Raw genomic sequence first — 12,689 nt, 5'->3', positions numbered from 1 at the left:
CTTCGGGGTCCGGTGACGGGATCCGACGCCCCGTAGCGGGGCGCCGGAAGGGTCGATCACTCGGCCTTCTTCACTTCGCGGGCCATGGTGTACTGGTCGACCCGGGGTTCGTAGGACAGGTCGGATTTCATCGCCCAGACCGTCTGCTCGTAATGCAGCGGGATGATCCCGTAATCGTCCAGAACCATCGTCTCGGCCTGTTGCAGCATCTCGTCGCGCTTGGCGTCGTCGATGGTGGACATGGCCTCGGCCAGCAGGGCGTCCATTTCGGGGTTGCTGTAGCGACCCGCATTGGTGGTGCCGGTGCCCGTCGTCTCGTCATAGGTTGCGACCAGCGATTTCAGGGGCGAGGACATGTCGCCCGAGGATGCGCCCCAGCCCGCCATGTAGATCGGGAATTCCAGCGCGTTGCGGCGGCTGAAGAACTGGCTGGCGGTCGTCGCGTCCACCGTCGTCTGGATGCCGATGCGCGCCATCATCTGCGCGACTGCCTGGGCGATCTGTTCGTCGTTGATATAGCGGTCGTTGGGTGTGCCCAGGTTCAGGGTGAACCCGTCCGGATAACCTGCCTCTGCCAGCAGTTCCTTGGCGCGTTCGGGGTCATAGGGATCGACCTCGCGGCCCGAGGTACCGAACATCGGCGGCGGCAGCAGCTCGCCCGCGGGCTGAGCATAACCGCCCATGATGCGTTCGGCGATGGCCTCGCGGTTGATCGACAGTGAAATCGCCTCGCGGACGCGGGCGTCCTGCAGTGGGTTCTTGCCATCGGTTCCACCGATGCCAGGCGCGTCGTCTGGCTGCTGCATGTGCAGGTAGATGATGCGGTTCGACAGGGCGTCTACCACGCTGAAGCCGGCCTCCTCGATGCGCGGAAGATCTTGGATCGGGGGGCTTTCGATCAGATCGACATCGCCTGCCAGCAGCGCCGCGACCCGCGGGCCGTCGCTGGTGATCGGGCGCATTACGACGCGCTCCCATTCGGGTGTGCCGCCCCAGTAGTCGTCGAAACGGGTGACGGTCAGTTCCGATCCGCGGGTATAGCTTTCAAGCTTGTAGGGGCCGGTGCCCACCGCGATGTCGGGCGAGTTGAAGGCCGGGGCCTGGGGCACTTCGCCCATGCCGGTGCATTCGCCGTCGGGTGCGAAGACGACCTCGTCCTCGGCGCCAAGCGCATTGGCCGAGATGATGGCAAGGCTCCACAGCTCGGTCGGCCAAAGGGGGTTGGTATCCTTGGTCTTGATGATCAGCGTGTGATCGTCTTCGGCCGTCATCTCGGCGATGCCGCCGGTGAAGATCGTGTAGGCCGAGGGCGAGTTCTGGACCAGCGGAACGCGGCAGAAGCTGTAGATCACGTCTCGCGCGGTAAAGTCGCTGCCGTCGTGGAACTTGACGCCCTTGCGCAGCTTGAAGCGCCAGGTGGTGTCATCCACTGCTTCCCAGCTTTCGGCCAGCCCGGGCGTCACCTTCTGCACGGCATCCTGGGTGGTCAGTGCCTCGAAGATGTTCTTGCCGACCTGGATGTTGGTCGACAGCTGGTGGAAGTGCGGGTCCATGGAGGTCGCTTCGGATTTCAGGCCGATGGACAGTTCCTGTGCGTGAGCTTGGACAAGGGATGCGACAAGGCAACCGGCCGCAAGCGGCAGGGTCAGTGTTTTCACCGTCATTTCCTTCCTGTTGTATGGGCTTGTTCTTCGTCGCCGGGGTTGGCCCCCGGTGGTGCGATGCAGCTTGGGGATCACGCTATTATGCGTTATTCAGAAGTCAACAAAGAATCTGTATGCAAATTTGGAATACTTGATGACCGAAGACGACAAGGCCGCCGAGGCAAGGGATCGCCGTTCCGGCATCACGTTGCGCGAACTGGAGGTGCTGCAGGCGCTGGTTTCCGAAGGAACGGCCATCAGTGCCGCGCGTGTTCTCGGCATCTCTCAGTCGGCGGCCAGCAGGCGTCTGTCCCAGCTCGAGGATCGTCTTGGCATGCAGCTGTTCATGCGCTCGGGCGGGCGACTGGTCCCCACCGTCGAGGCCCTGTCCATAAACGAGCAGCTGGCGCCTGTATTCGACACGCTTGCACGCATCGCGAACCACCAGGCGCAGCCGCCGCGCAGCCATTCCGGCACGCTGTCCATCGCTGCGCCTCCGACGATCGCGCATCGCTTTCTTGCGGCACGGATCGCCAGCTTCAAGAAGCGTAATCCCGACCTGCAGATCGCCTTCGAGGTGCTGGCCAGCGACGCGCTTCTGACCGGCATTGCCGAATGCCGTTTCGACATTGGGCTGACCGATACGATGGTGACGCATGAAGGCATCAGGACCGAGCCGCTGCTGGATACCCAGGCAGTCTGCATCCTTCCCGCGCAGCATTCGCTCGCCTCGCAAAGCGTGATTCGTCCGCAAGATCTGGACGGCGCCGACTTTATCGCGCTGGCCCGGCGCCACAGCAGCCGGGTCGTCCTTGATCGCGCCTTCGACAAGGAGGGCGCTAAGCCGAAGAACGTGATCGAGGCTTCGACGAATGTCTCGGCGATGGAGTTCGTGCGCGCAGGTCTGGGTGCGGCGATCCTGAACCCGTTTCCGCTGATCCACCAGATGGGCGAGGGGATCGTCATGCGCCCCTTCGAGCCCGCAGTCCGCTACACGACGAACTTTCTGCTTCCCGCCAGTAGGGCGCCATCCTCGGCGACGCTGGACTTCATCACAGCGACGACGGAGAGCGTCGATCGCGTGGCATATCCCGTACCGGGTGCAGAAATGTCATAGGAGATGGCGCACCCGAGAGGATTCGAACCTCTGGCCTCTGCCTTCGGAGGGCAGCGCTCTATCCAGCTGAGCTACGGGTGCGTGCTGGGGTCTGATTACCTGTCGTGACAGGGGCGCGCAACAGGGAAATTGCGCGCCGCCGAAGGTTCAGGACGCCGCCAGCGCCGAGACGATGGGCAGGAAATCGGCAGCCTTGAGGCTGGCGCCGCCCACCAGCGCGCCGTCCACGTTGTCGATGGCGAAGATCTCGGTCGCGTTGGCGGCCTTGACGCTGCCGCCATAGAGCAGGCTGACATCGGGCAGGGTCGCCGACAGGGCATCGCGCATCATGGCGTGAACCTCGGCGATCTGGGCGTTGTCGGGGGTGCGGCCGGTGCCGATCGCCCAGACGGGCTCGTAGGCGATGACGGTGTTCGCGGATGTCGCGCAATCGGGGATCGAGCCCTTCAGCTGCGCCGCGATCACGTCCAGCGTGGTGCCGGCGTCGCGCTCGGCCTCGGTCTCTCCGACGCAGATGATGGCGATGAGGCCCGCATCATGGGCGGCGCGGGCCTTGGCGGCGACATCGGCGTCGGTCTCGCCATGATCGGCGCGGCGTTCGGAATGGCCGAGGATGACGTGGCTTGCACCGGCATCGGCCAGCTGTGCCGCCGCGATGTCGCCGGTATGGGCGCCCGAGCCTGCGTGGTGGCAGTCCTGACCGCCCACCAGAACATCGCCTCCGCCGATGCGCGCGACCATCGGATGCAGCAGCACCGCGGGCGGGCAGATCAGCACGTCGCAGCCGGTTTCGCGGCCCGCGACGATGGCGTCGATCTGCGACAGCGCGGCCAGATCGCCGTTCATCTTCCAGTTTCCGGCGGCAAGTTTGCGTGGTGCCATGATATCCCCCAATGTTGCGCCCAAGGGATAGGCCAAAGGCCCGCCCCTGCGCAACAGCCCAAGGGGTCAGCCCTCGGCGCGGGTTCCGGGGATCGAGAAGCTGACGGATTCGCCGCAGCCGCAGGCATCGGCCACGTTCGGATTGCGGAACTTGAAGCCGCTTTCCAGCAGGCCGGTCTCGTAGTCGATCTCGGTTCCGAACAGGTACATCTGCGCCATGGGCGCGATCAGCACGCGCGCGCCGTCCTTCTCGACGACCTCCTCGGAGGGGGCGGCCTCGTCGGCCATCTCCATGGTGTATTCCATGCCCGCGCAGCCGCCCTTCTTCAGACCGATGCGCAGCCCGAACGAGTCCTTTTTGGACATCAGCGACTTGATATGGACCGCGGCAGCCTCGGTGATGCTGACGGGGGCTTGGCCGGGAATGGCGAACATGGCGGAAACCTCATCTTTCAAACCGAAAGATAGTCATTCGGGGGGCGGGCCTTCAAGGTCGACCCCGGGCGATCACATGAAGCCCAGTTCCAGCCGGGCCTCGTCGGACATCATGTCCATGCCCCATTGCGGCTGGAAGGTCATCTCGACATCGACCTGCTTGACGCCGGGGACGGCCTCGACCGCATCGGCGACCCAGCCGGGCATCTCTCCGGCGACGGGGCAGCCGGGGGCGGTCAGGGTCATGATCACGCGCACCTCGGATGCGTCGTTCACCTCGATGGTGTAGATCAGGCCCAGATCGTAGATGTTGACCGGGATCTCGGGGTCGTAGACGGTCTTGCACGCCTCGACGATGGGCTCGTAGAGGTCGTGATCGGTCGACGAGGGGGCGATCAGCGGCTCGCCTTCCATCATGGGTTCGGTCATCGGATCATCCTTCAATTCCGCCGCATCATATAGGTCAGCATGCATCCCCGGTCCAGAGCGGGCGGCAGAACGATTGCATGGTCCCGACCGAAACGCTAAGTGTCCCCGGTTCCAGCGACAGGTATTTCTCGGCCATGAGCAAGCGCTTCTCATTTTCCCTCAACGCGACCGACGGTCGGGCACGCACGGGCGTGATCGACACGCCGCGCGGCCAGATCCGCACGCCGGCCTTCATGCCGGTGGGCACCGCGGCGACCGTCAAGGCGATGCTGCCCGAAAGCGTGCGCCAGACGGGGGCCGACATCCTGCTGGGCAACACCTATCACCTGATGCTGCGCCCGGGCGCCGAACGGGTCGAGCGGCTGGGCGGGCTGCACCGGTTCATGAACTGGGACCGCCCCATCCTGACCGACAGCGGCGGCTTCCAGGTCATGAGCCTTGCGGGCCTGCGCAAGCTGACCGAGGAGGGGGTGACCTTTGCCAGCCATGTCGACGGCAGCAAGCACCACCTGACCCCCGAACGCAGCATGGAGATCCAGCGGATGCTGGGCAGCGACATCGTCATGGCCTTCGACGAATGCCCCGCGCTGCCCGCGACCGAGGAAGAGGTCGCGAAATCCATGCGCCTGTCGATGCGGTGGGCGCAGCGGTCGCGCGATGCCTTCGGCGACCGTCCGGGCCATGCGCTGTTCGGCATCATGCAGGGCGGCGTCACCCGCGACCTGCGCGAGGAATCGGCCCAGGCGCTGCAGCAGATCGGCTTCGACGGATACGCGGTCGGCGGTCTTGCCGTGGGCGAGGGGCAGGAGGCGATGTTCGGCGTGCTGGATTACGCCCCCGGTTTCCTGCCCGAGGACAAGCCGCGCTATCTGATGGGGGTGGGCAAGCCCGACGACATCGTGGGGGCCGTCCAGCGCGGGATCGACATGATGGATTGCGTGCTGCCGTCGCGGTCGGGGCGCACCGGCCAGGCCTGGACCCATCGCGGGCAGGTCAACATCAAGAACGCGCGCCATGCCGACGATCCGCGCCCCCTGGACGAGAATTGCAGCTGCCCGGCCTGCACTGGCTACAGCCGCGCCTATCTGCACCATGTCTTCCGCTCGCAGGAAATGATCTCGGGGATGCTGCTGACCTGGCACAACCTGCATTATTACCAGGAACTGATGGCGGGCCTGCGCGGGGCCATCGCCGAGGGCCAGCTGGACGCCTTCGTGGCCGATTTCCACGCCAAGCGCGCCGAGGGCGATATCGAGCGCCTTTAACGGGCTTGCGCGCGGGGAACATCCGGCTATCTTCCGGGTGTTCTCAGGGCGGGGCGGAATTCCCCACCGGCGGTCACAGCCCGCGAGCGCCCTTCGCATCGAAGGGGTCAGCAGATCCGGTGAAACTCCGGGGCCGACGGTCACAGTCCGGATGAAAGAGAATCGCGTGCCATGCCCCCCCCGGCGTGGTGCGTGGTGATTGCTCTGGGACCTGAAGCAAATTTGCGCAAAGGTTCCGCAAGATGACGAAATCCAATCCCCGTATCGCCTTCATCAGGGCCCGCTGGCACGCCGATGTCGTGGACCAGGCCCATGACGGCTTCCTGTCCGAGGCCGCATCGCTGATGCCCGGCGCAACCGTCGATGCCTTCGACGCCCCCGGCGCGTTCGAGATGCCGCTGCTGGCGCAGAAGCTGGCGCGGACCGGCCGCTATGACGCGGTGGTCGCCGCCGCGCTGGTCGTCGATGGCGGCATCTATCGCCACGATTTCGTGGCGCAGGCCGTGGTGTCGGGCCTGATGCAGGCCGGGATGGAGACGGGCGTGCCCTGTTTCTCGGTCTCGCTGACGCCGCATAATTATCAGGAGACCGAGCTGCTGACCGGCTTCTATCGCGATCATTTCGTCAAGAAGGGCCGCGAGGCCGCGCATGCGGTTCACGGCACCCTGACGACGATCGCCGCCATCGCGGCCCCGGACCGGGTGCAGGCGGCATGATCGGCGGCTTCGCATTCGCCACCGCGACCGAGATCGCATTTGGACGCGGTCAGGCCGCCAGCGCCGCCGCGCGCGCTGCCGCATACGGTCGCCGGATCGTCCTGTGTCACGGGGCGAATGCGGGGCGCGCCGATTTTCTGGCCGACGAGCTGACGGGGCAGGGCTGCGAGGTGACGCGCCTCACCGTCGCCCGCGAACCCGACCTGCCGATGCTGGAGGACGCGCTTGCCCGCATGGGCGGCGCGGATGCGGTCGTCGCCATCGGCGGTGGCGCGGTGATCGATGCGGGCAAGGCGCTGGCGGCGCTGCTGCCCGCGACGCGCCCCGTGATGGACCACCTGGAGGTCGTGGGCCAGGGGCTGCCGCTGGACGTGGCGCCGTTGCCCTTCATCGCCATTCCGACCACCGCGGGCACCGGGGCCGAGGTGACGCGCAACGCCGTCATCGGCGTGCCCGAACGCCGCCGCAAGGTCAGCCTGCGCGATCCGCGCATGCTGCCGCGCCTTGCCATCGTGGACCCCGCGCTGACGGATGGCTGCCCGCGCGGGATCACGCTGGCCTCGGGGCTGGACGCGATCACGCAGGTGATCGAGCCCTATGTCTCGACCCGCGCGAACCCGATGACGGATGCGATCTGCGCCGATGCGATCCCGCGCGGGCTGGCCGCGCTGATCCGCCTGATGCGGGCCGAGGACCCCGCTGCCCGCGACGAGATGGCCTGGACCAGCCTTGCGGGCGGCCTTGCGCTGGCGAATTCGGGGCTGGGGGCGGTGCACGGGCTGGCCGGTCCGCTTGGCGGGCTGTCGGGGGCCGCGCATGGCGCGATCTGCGGCGTGCTGCTGCCGCATGTGCTGCGCGTGAACCGGGCTGCGGTCACGGGTCGTGCGGCCGAACGGCTGGACCGGGTCGGGGCCTGGATCGGCGCGGCCTTCGGGCAGCCGGATGCGGGGCTGGACCGCGCGGCGGGGATGCTGGCCGAGTGGTCGGCGGAATGCGGGTTGCCGTCCCTGTCGGCGCTTGGCGTGGACGCGGATATGCGAAACGCCGCAGCGGTCGCTGCGGCGTCGTCGTCGTCCATGAAGGCCAATCCCGCCGACCTGTCCGCCGATCGGCTGATCGAGGCGATGCAGGCGGCGGGCTAGGGGATCAGAAGTCCCAGTCCTCGTCCTCGGTCGCGACGGCCTTGCCGATGACATAGGACGACCCCGAACCCGAGAAGAAGTCGTGGTTCTCGCTGTCGGTCGAAAGGGCCGACAGGATGGCCGGGTTGACCTCGCAGGCCGCGGGCGGGAACAGGGCCTCGAAGCCCAGGTTCTGCAGCGCCTTGTTGGCGTTGTAGTGCAGGAAGGCCTTGACCTCTTCGGTCAGGCCGATCCCGTCATACAGCTCCTCGGCGTAATGGGCCTCGATCTCGTACAGGTCGAACATCAGCGCGAAGGCGAAATCCTTCATCTCGTTGCGCTTGGCCTCGTCCAGCTTCTCCATCGCGCGCTGGAACTTGTAGCCGATGTAATATCCGTGCACGGCCTCGTCGCGGATGATCAGGCGGATCAGGTCGGCGGTGTTCGTCAGCTTGGCCCGGCTGGACCAGTGCATCGGCAGGTAGAAGCCCGAATAGAACAGGAAGCTTTCCAGGAACACGCTGGCGATCTTGCGCTTGAGCGGGTCCGAGCCGACCTCGTATTCGTCCAGGATCAGCCGCGCCTTCTGCTGAAGGTGCTGGTTCTCCTCGGACCAGCGGAAGGCCTCGTCGACCTCGCGGGTGGAACACAGCGTCGAGAAGATCGAGCTGTAGCTGCGCGCGTGCACGGCCTCCATGAAGGCGATGTTGGACAGCACGGCCTCTTCGTGCGGGGTCACGGCGTCCTTCATCAGCACGGGCGCGCCGACGGTGTTCTGGATCGTGTCCAGCAGCGTCAGGCCGGTGAAGACCCGGATCGTCAGCTCGCGTTCCTCGGGGCGCAGGGTGGCCCAGGACTGGACGTCGTTCGACAGCGGCACCTTCTCGGGCAGCCAGAAATTGACCGTCAGGCGGTTCCAGACCTCGAGGTCCTTTTCATCCTGCAGTCGGTTCCAGTTGATCGCGCGCGCGGGGGCGCCCATCACGTGATCCTTCATGCGGACCCATCCTTCTGAATTTGCGGGAACCGGGGGACGTGCCCCCGGCCGGTATCGTGTCGGTGACTTACAGCGTGCAGGACACGCAGCCCTGCACCTCGGTGCCTTCCAGCGCGGTCTGGCGCAGGCGGACGTAGTAGATGGTCTTGATGCCCTTCTTCCACGCGTAGATCTGCGAGCGGTTGATGTCGCGGGTCGTCGCCTCGGCCGGGAAGAACAGCGTCAGGGACAGGCCCTGGTCCACGTGCTCGGTCGCGGCGGCATAGGTGTCGATGATCGCGTCGGGGCCGATCTCGTAGGCGTCGCGGTAATATTCCAGGTTCTCGTTCGACATGAACGGGGCCGGATAATAGACGCGGCCGATCTTGCCTTCCTTGCGGATCTCGATCTTCGAGACGATCGGGTGGATCGAGCTGGTCGAGTTGTTGATGTAGCTGATCGAACCGGTCGGCGGGACCGCCTGCAGGTTCCGGTTATAGAGACCATGCGCCATCACGTCGGCCTTCAGCTGTTCCCAATCCGCCCGCGTCGGCAGGGTGACATCGGCGAACAGGCGTTCGACCTCGGGCAGGGTGGGCAGCCAGTCCTTCGTGACATAGCGGTCGAAGAAGCTGCCATTCGCGTAATCCGACGTGTCGAAATCCTTGAAGGTCGTGCCTTTCTCGCGCGCCAGCAGGTTCGACGCGCGGATCGCGTGGAAGGCCACCGCGGCGAAATAGACCGAGGTGAACTCGATCCCCTCGGGGCTGCCGTAATGGATGTGCTCGCGCGCCAGGTATCCGTGCAGGTTCATCTGGCCCAGGCCCACGGCATGGGCCTCGTCATTGCCCTTGCGGATCGAGGGGACCGAGTTGATCGACGACATCTCGCTGACGGCGGTCAGCGCGCGGATCGCGGTTTCCACGGTCGCGCCGAAATCCGGGCCGTCCATCGTCTTGGCGATGTTGAGCGAGCCGAGATTGCACGAGATGTCCGTGCCCATCTGCTTGTAGCCCAGATCCTCGTCGAATTCCGACGCCTGGTTCACCTGCAGGATTTCCGAGCACAGGTTCGACATGGCGATGCGGCCCGCGATCGGGTTCGCGCGGTTCACCGTGTCCTCGAACATGATGTAGGGATAGCCGCTTTCGAACTGGATCTCGGCCAGGGTCTGGAAGAAGGCGCGCGCGTTGATCTTCCTCTTGCGGATGCGCTTGTCGGCGACCATCTCGGCGTATTTCTCGGTGACCGAGATTTCCGAGAACGCCTTGCCGTAGACCTTTTCGACGTCATGGGGCGAGAAGAGGTACATGTCCTCGTTCCGCTTGGCCAGCTCGAAGGTCACGTCCGGGATCACGACGCCGAGCGACAGCGTCTTGATGCGGATCTTCTCGTCCGCGTTCTCGCGCTTGGTATCCAGGAAACGCAGGATGTCGGGGTGGTGCGCGTTCAAATAGACCGCGCCCGCGCCCTGGCGTGCGCCCAGCTGGTTGGCATAGCTGAAGCTGTCTTCCAGCAGCTTCATGATCGGAATGACGCCCGAGGACTGGTTCTCGATCCCCTTGATGGGGGCGCCGGATTCGCGGATGTTCGTCAGCATCAGGGCCACGCCGCCGCCGCGCTTGGACAGCTGCAGCGAGGAATTGATGGCCCGGCCGATCGATTCCATGTTGTCCTCGACCCGCAGCAGGAAGCAGCTGATCAGTTCGCCGCGCGACTGCTTGCCGGCGTTCAGGAAGGTGGGCGTCGCGGGCTGGAAGCGGCCCGACAGGATCTCGTGCATGAAATGCATGGCCTGCGCCTGGTCGCCGCGCGCCAGCGTCAGCGCGACCATGACCACGCGATCCTCGTAGCGTTCGAGATAGCGTTTCCCGTCGCGCGTCTTCAGCGTGTAGCTGGTGTAGTACTTGAACGCGCCCAGGAAGGTCGGGAAGCGGAACTTGGCCTTGTAGGCCGCACCCCAGATCTCGTGCAGGAACTCGCGCGGATAGGCGTCCAGCACCTGCTTCTCGTAATACCCCTCGTCCACGAGGTAATCGAGCTTCTCGTCCAGCGAATGGAAGAAGACGGTGTTCTGGTTCACGTGCTGCAGGAAATACTGCCGCGCGGCCATGCGGTCCGCGTCGAAGCGGATCTTGCCCTGATCGTCGTACAGGTTCAGCATCGCGTTCAGCGCGTGGTAATCGAGATCGGGCCTCACGGCGTCAAGCATGGCATTCCCCAGAATTGTTCGAGCCCGTCGCGGATGCGGGCGGTGTCTGTTTCGGTTCCCGCAAGCTCGAACCGGTCGAGCACGGGGATCTTGCATTTTTCGGCGATGATCCGGGCCGCCAGCCCGAAGGTGGGCCCGAAATTGCGGTTGCCCGCCCCGATGACGCCCCGGATGAGCGCCCGCCGGGCGGGGTCGTTCAGAAAGCGGATCACCTGCTTGGGGACCGCGCCCGCGCCCGTGCCGTCGGCATAGGTCGGACAGATCAGCACATAGGGCGCGTCGGGGCTGGGCATCGGATCGTCCTGCCGGATCGGGATGCGCTGGCCGGGCAGCCCGAGGCTGGCCACGAACCGCGCCGTGTTTCCCGATCCCGAGGAGAAGAAGACCAGCCCGGACATCGTCCTCAGGCCAGCTGACCGATCATGTCGGGACGGAAGCCTGCCCAGTGCAGGTCGTCATTCGCGATGACCACCGGCGCCTGGCGATAGCCGAGCGCGGTTACGCGTTCCATCGCGGCGTCGTCCTGGGTCAGGTCGATGACGTCGTAATTGATGCCGCGCGCGTCCAGCGCACGGGTGGTCGCGGTGCACTGCACGCAGGCAGGTTTCGAATAGACCGTGATCGTCATGGCCGTCGCGTTCCTTTTGTCTGGTCGGGGTCGCAAGCCGGACCGTTCCCCACGGAAACAGCCAACAGGTCGCCGGACCCGCGCCCGGTGTCGTTCATGTCGTGTCATGGCCGGCTGCCGGGCCTGCCGCGTCGCGGAAACGATCCGCGCGGGGCCGCCGATGGCAGGAAAAATGCCGGGTTTCAGGCCCGGTCTTCCGTTTCGCCCTTAGCGTGAATCACGGGCGCCATGACCACATCATCTAGGCGTTTATCCGGTCTCAGGTCAATATATCTAGTAGCTGATTTTGGGGCTTGACCGACAAGATGTCGCAGAATCCACGCCCCTTCGGAACGCGGAAGGGCGTCCGGCTAAACCCGGACGCCCCCATGTGCAAGACAGAAAATCCGCGCCGTCTCGATCAGCGGTAAAGCAGTACCGGAATGCGCACGGCACGGACCATCGCGGTGGTCGTGGACCCGATGATCAGGCTGCGGATTCGGCTGTGGCCATAGGCGCCCATGACCAGCAGATCGAAGCCGTCTTCGGTCACGACCCTGTCGATCACCTCGTCGGGTTCGCCCGCATTGATGCGGATGTCGGGGCGCAGCCCGGCACCGGCAAGGGTCATCGCGGCCTCGTCCAGCTTGTCGCGCATGGCGGGCTTATCCTCGCCCACATGCAGCAGCGTGACGGCCAGCCCCGCGAAGACCGGGCTGTCGGCCATGCGGCGAATCGCCGTCCGCGCGCTGGCGCTGCCGTCGAAGGCCACGAGCACGCGCTCGATCGGGTTGAAGGCGCGCGAGGCGACGAAGACGGGGATGCGCGTGGCGCGCACGACGCGCTCCAGGTTCGATCCCAGGTGACCGGTCGCGAAATCCGCGCCTTCGCCGCGCTTGCCGATCACGATGGCGCGCAGGTCGGGTTCCAGCTCGGTCACGGCCTCGACCAGGTCGCCCTTGCGAAGCTGGGTCGCGACGGGGCCGACATTGTCCGCGCGCAGGATACCTTCGGCGTCCTCCAGGATCGCGCGACCGCGGGCCTGGGCGATGCGGGCGCGGGTGGCATCGGCCTCGGCCAGTTCGGCCAGAAGGGCCGAGCGCGCGCCCAGCCGCAGCGATCCGGACAGGTCGCTTGCCTCGGCGCCCTCGCGGCGCCCGAGGACATGCATCAGGTCGACGCCCGTCGCCAGGCGCCCCGCGATCCATGCGCTGTGATGGCAGACGCTCTCGGAATAGGCCGAGCCGTCGACAAGGGCCAGAATGCGGTTCATCGGTTCTCCTCCC

Annotated in this window: 13 protein-coding genes, 1 tRNA gene and 1 riboswitch; of the genes, 4 read left to right on the top strand and 10 right to left on the bottom strand. The window is 65.7% G+C overall.

From position 1 onward, the window contains the following. Positions 1 to 56: 56 nt before the first annotated feature. Positions 57 to 1,658, bottom strand: a complete 1,602-nt coding sequence (locus QMZ16_RS00980; protein WP_282601754.1) for an ABC transporter substrate-binding protein — start codon at positions 1,656 to 1,658, stop codon at positions 57 to 59. 139 nt (positions 1,659 to 1,797) lie between these two features. Here QMZ16_RS00980 and QMZ16_RS00975 point away from each other — a divergent pair, with 139 nt between their 5' ends. Beyond that, positions 1,798 to 2,760 (top strand): LysR substrate-binding domain-containing protein, encoded by a 963-nt coding sequence (locus QMZ16_RS00975; RefSeq protein ID WP_282601753.1) that lies wholly within the window; start codon positions 1,798 to 1,800, stop codon positions 2,758 to 2,760. A gap of 4 nt (positions 2,761 to 2,764) precedes the next feature. On the opposite strand, the gene QMZ16_RS00970 is transcribed toward QMZ16_RS00975, so the two are convergent. The 4 genes from QMZ16_RS00970 to QMZ16_RS00955 all read right to left on the bottom strand — a co-directional run bounded on the left by QMZ16_RS00970 (position 2,765) and on the right by QMZ16_RS00955 (position 4,506). Next, a tRNA-Arg gene (locus QMZ16_RS00970) sits at positions 2,765 to 2,841 on the bottom strand. A gap of 66 nt (positions 2,842 to 2,907) precedes the next feature. Continuing rightward, complete coding sequence (gene tpiA / locus QMZ16_RS00965) at positions 2,908 to 3,642, bottom strand: triose-phosphate isomerase (RefSeq protein ID WP_282601752.1); 735 nt, start codon at positions 3,640 to 3,642, stop codon at positions 2,908 to 2,910. A 66-nt stretch (positions 3,643 to 3,708) separates the two neighbouring features. Next, positions 3,709 to 4,077 (bottom strand): iron-sulfur cluster assembly accessory protein, encoded by a 369-nt coding sequence (locus QMZ16_RS00960; RefSeq protein WP_022707476.1) that lies wholly within the window; start codon positions 4,075 to 4,077, stop codon positions 3,709 to 3,711. Positions 4,078 to 4,149: 72 nt separating this feature from the next. After that, on the bottom strand, positions 4,150 to 4,506 hold the full coding sequence (locus tag QMZ16_RS00955; protein ID WP_022707475.1) for an SUF system Fe-S cluster assembly protein: 357 nt from the start codon (positions 4,504 to 4,506) through the stop codon (positions 4,150 to 4,152). Between the two features lie 134 nt (positions 4,507 to 4,640). Here QMZ16_RS00955 and tgt point away from each other — a divergent pair, with 134 nt between their 5' ends. The 3 genes from tgt to QMZ16_RS00940 all read left to right on the top strand — a co-directional run bounded on the left by tgt (position 4,641) and on the right by QMZ16_RS00940 (position 7,629). Then, a complete protein-coding gene (tgt, locus tag QMZ16_RS00950; RefSeq protein WP_282601751.1) occupies positions 4,641 to 5,771 on the top strand; it encodes a tRNA guanosine(34) transglycosylase Tgt in 1,131 nt (376 codons plus the stop codon). Between the two features lie 35 nt (positions 5,772 to 5,806). Continuing rightward, a riboswitch (FMN riboswitch) is annotated at positions 5,807 to 5,938 on the top strand. A gap of 75 nt (positions 5,939 to 6,013) precedes the next feature. Beyond that, positions 6,014 to 6,487 carry a 6,7-dimethyl-8-ribityllumazine synthase gene (locus tag QMZ16_RS00945; RefSeq protein ID WP_022707473.1) on the top strand — a complete coding sequence of 158 codons (474 nt, stop codon included), beginning with the start codon at positions 6,014 to 6,016 and terminating at the stop codon, positions 6,485 to 6,487. Continuing rightward, on the top strand, positions 6,484 to 7,629 hold the full coding sequence (locus QMZ16_RS00940; RefSeq protein ID WP_282601750.1) for an iron-containing alcohol dehydrogenase: 1,146 nt from the start codon (positions 6,484 to 6,486) through the stop codon (positions 7,627 to 7,629). Before QMZ16_RS00945 ends, QMZ16_RS00940 begins: the two co-directional genes overlap by 4 nt. A gap of 4 nt (positions 7,630 to 7,633) precedes the next feature. Here the strand turns inward: QMZ16_RS00940 and nrdF are convergent, their stop codons facing one another. From nrdF to QMZ16_RS00915, 5 genes are all read right to left on the bottom strand, one after another. Further along, entirely contained in the window at positions 7,634 to 8,605 is a 972-nt protein-coding gene (nrdF, locus tag QMZ16_RS00935) for a class 1b ribonucleoside-diphosphate reductase subunit beta (protein ID WP_022707471.1), read from the bottom strand. 67 nt (positions 8,606 to 8,672) lie between these two features. After that, complete coding sequence (nrdE, locus tag QMZ16_RS00930) at positions 8,673 to 10,796, bottom strand: class 1b ribonucleoside-diphosphate reductase subunit alpha (RefSeq protein ID WP_282601749.1); 2,124 nt, start codon at positions 10,794 to 10,796, stop codon at positions 8,673 to 8,675. Beyond that, a complete protein-coding gene (gene nrdI / locus QMZ16_RS00925) occupies positions 10,781 to 11,194 on the bottom strand; it encodes a class Ib ribonucleoside-diphosphate reductase assembly flavoprotein NrdI (RefSeq protein WP_282601748.1) in 414 nt (137 codons plus the stop codon). Before nrdI ends, nrdE begins: the two co-directional genes overlap by 16 nt. 5 nt (positions 11,195 to 11,199) lie before the next feature. Further along, positions 11,200 to 11,424, bottom strand: coding sequence for a glutaredoxin-like protein NrdH (gene nrdH, locus QMZ16_RS00920; RefSeq protein WP_022707468.1), 225 nt, complete (start codon positions 11,422 to 11,424; stop codon positions 11,200 to 11,202). Between the two features lie 400 nt (positions 11,425 to 11,824). Continuing rightward, on the bottom strand, positions 11,825 to 12,676 hold the full coding sequence (locus tag QMZ16_RS00915) for a universal stress protein (protein WP_282601747.1): 852 nt from the start codon (positions 12,674 to 12,676) through the stop codon (positions 11,825 to 11,827). Positions 12,677 to 12,689: the final 13 nt, after the last annotated feature.

Source organism: Paracoccus sp. PARArs4 (assembly GCF_947311865.1).
Taxonomy (GTDB): Bacteria; Pseudomonadota; Alphaproteobacteria; order Rhodobacterales; family Rhodobacteraceae; genus Paracoccus; species Paracoccus zeaxanthinifaciens.
The sequence above is the reverse complement of the archived record's forward strand: the minus strand, read 5'-3'. Positions and strand labels throughout refer to the sequence as shown.